Annotated in this window: 3 protein-coding genes; 2 read left to right on the top strand and 1 reads right to left on the bottom strand. The window is 73.9% G+C overall.

Features of this window, described 5'->3' with window-relative positions; genetic code table 11:
* Both AN216_RS03225 and AN216_RS03220 read left to right on the top strand, forming a co-directional pair.
* On the top strand, positions 1-1,420 hold a 1,420-nt coding region (locus AN216_RS03225; protein ID WP_079166203.1), incomplete at its 5' end, for a type III PLP-dependent enzyme domain-containing protein.
* Between the two features lie 67 nt (positions 1,421-1,487).
* Complete coding sequence (locus tag AN216_RS03220) at positions 1,488-2,078, top strand: Uma2 family endonuclease (protein WP_070195054.1); 591 nt, start codon at positions 1,488-1,490, stop codon at positions 2,076-2,078.
* Positions 2,079-2,141: 63 nt separating this feature from the next.
* Here the strand turns inward: AN216_RS03220 and AN216_RS03215 are convergent, their stop codons facing one another.
* Positions 2,142-2,348 carry a hypothetical protein gene (locus AN216_RS03215; RefSeq protein WP_070195053.1) on the bottom strand — a complete coding sequence of 69 codons (207 nt, stop codon included), beginning with the start codon at positions 2,346-2,348 and terminating at the stop codon, positions 2,142-2,144.
* Positions 2,349-2,669: the final 321 nt, after the last annotated feature.

Below are 2,669 nucleotides of genomic sequence, written 5' to 3'. Positions count from 1 at the left end.
CCCGACGACCCCCGCCGCCCCCCGCCGTGACCTGGCCATACGCGCCGCAGTCGAGCAGGGCCTGGTGTCCGGCGACCAGCAGCCGCTCGCCGGCCTGCTGGACCTCGCCGCCGTACGCGAGTCCGCCGCCGCGCTGCACTCCGCCTTCGCCGAGGTGGCCGCGGACGGGCAGCGGGTCCTGCACACCTTCGCGGTCAAGGCCGGATCGCTGGTGCCCGTGCTCCGGCTGCTGGACGACTGCGGCATCGGTGCCGAGGTGGCCAGCCCCGGCGAGCTGGCGCTGGCCCGCGCGGCCGGCGTGCACCCGGACCGTACGGTGCTGGACAGCCCCGCCAAGACGGCCAGCGAGCTGCACGAGGCGCTGAACACCGGCATCGCGCTGAACGCCGACAACCCGGAGGAGCTGGCCCGCCTCGACGCGCTGCGCCCGGACGCGGACGCGCGGCTCGGGCTGCGCGTCAACCCGCAGCTCGGCGGCGGCGCCATCGACGCCATGAGCACGGCCACCGCCACCTCCAAGTTCGGCGTCGCGCTGCGCGACGAGGGCGCCCGCGCGTGGGTCGTACGGGCCTACCGGCAGCGGCCGTGGCTGACCCGGCTGCACTGCCACGTCGGCTCGCAGGGCATGGCGCTGGAGACGATGGCCGCGGGCGTACGGGCCACCTACGAGTTGGCCGAGGAGATCAACGCCGCCGTCGGGCACCAGCAGGTCAGCACCCTGGACATCGGCGGCGGGCTACCGGTGAACTTCGACACCGACGAGATCACGCCCAGCTACGCCGACTACGCGCGCCTGCTGGCCAACACGGTGCCGGGCCTGTTCGACGGGCGGTACGGGCTGGTGACCGAGTTCGGGCGCTCGCTACTGGCCAAGGCGGGCAGCATCGTGGCCCGGGTGGAGTACGCCAAGTCGGCCGGCGGCCGGCCCATCGCGGTGACCCACGCGGGCGCGCAGGTCGCTGTGCGCACGGTGTTCGCGCCGGACGCCTGGCCGATCCGGGTGCGGGCGTACGACCCCAAGGGACTGTCCAAGCACGCGAGCACCGCCGAGCCAGCCGCGGTCGGGGCGGCGACCGGATCGACCGCCGTGGAGGAGGTGGCCCAGGACGTCGCGGGCCCCTGCTGCTTCGCCGGCGACCTGGTGGCCCGCGACCGGGTGCTGCCCAGGCTCGAGGCCGGCGACCACGCCGCGCTGCTGGACACCGGGGCGTACTACTTCTCCAACCCGTTCGGCTACAACTCCCTGCCCCGACCCGGCGTGTACGGCTTCACCTGCGCGGCCGACGAGGCCCAGGAGGCGCACAGCGGCGACATCCGGTTCCTGCCGGTCCGCTCGCCCCAGAGCGTGGAGGAGCTGATCACCGAGTCCGGCGGCGCGCACCGCGACGCGCTGCTCGGCCGAGCGGAGGCCGCCGACTGATCCGTGCGCGGGCCGTTACGGGGGCGGGTGTGCCATCGTTGGAGCGGGCAGGAGGTGGTGGGACCGTATGACCGCGACGCTTCCGGAGGCAGTGGTGGCGGCAAAGAGCATGCGCGAGGTCGCCGAGGAACTACGGGTGCCCGAGGGGCATCGGGTGGAGATCATCGGGGGGACCATCGTCGTGTCACCTACGCCCACCGGCATGCACGGCCGCATGCTGTGGCGGCTGGCCAGCATGCTGCTGCCGTATGTCCCCGTCGGATACGAGCTGGAGGACCATCTCGGCGTCACCAGGACACCGGAGAGCGAGGACTTCGCGATCCCCGACCTCTTCGTGGCTCCGACGGCCGTGCTCGAAACCTGGCGAAGCACGGTGCCGCCCACCGAGGTGCTGCTCGTCGCCGAGGTGGTGTCCCGGTCCAGCCTGACCATGGACCGGACCGCCAAGCGCGCGCAGTACGCCGAGTCAGGCATCCCGGTCTATCTGGTCATCGACCCGTTCGCGGCGGAGCTCGCCGCCTTCTCCGATCCCAGCGAGGGCACCTACCGGGCGCAGCACGCCGTTGGCTGGAGCGAGAAGCTCCAGCTCCCGGAGCCGCTACCAGCGCTGGTGGACGGCTCACAGTTCCCGACGCTGGACACCCGCCCGGGCTCGTAGGCGCTCGTGGGCCGGCGCCCGCGCGTGCGAGCCCGGCCGTACGGTTGGCGGGCGCCGGCGCGCTCAGCCGCCACCACCACCGCCGTCGCAGGCCCCGCCTCCGCTGTCCCCGCCGCCACCGAGTTCCCAACCCGCGCCGAACGCGCCGCCGCTCCCCCGCGACCTCCCCTGTCGGCGTTCACCAGGCGACTGGCAGGCACCTGTGATGGCGAGCGCCACGACCAGCCAGAACAGGAGCAGTCCCACGATCCATTTCAGGCCCTCGTCCATCGGTCACCGACTCCCCCTCGGCTCGGCGCGCCACGGCCGGCGCGGACGTGTGGCATCCGCCGCCACCCGCCGGAACGGTCCGGCGCACGGACACCTGGCGGGTGAAGGCGGGACGGCACGGATACGTTACGTCATCGACTCGACACGCATCACGGACCGTTGACGCACCAGTCGTGCCCCGACACGCGCACCGACACCCACCCGGCACCCGCGCGCCGAGGACGTACGAGCGTCGACCGCTCACCGCACGCCCACCGGCGCCCGCCCCCGTGCCTTCGCTTTCCCGCCGCCCGGGCGTCCGCCCCGGCCACGCCGGCGCCC

This window comes from Streptomyces oceani, from assembly GCF_001751245.1.
GTDB lineage: Bacteria > Actinomycetota > Actinomycetes > Streptomycetales > Streptomycetaceae > Streptomyces > Streptomyces oceani.
Note: the sequence above shows the minus strand (reverse complement) of the source record. Positions and strands in the feature narration are given on the sequence as shown.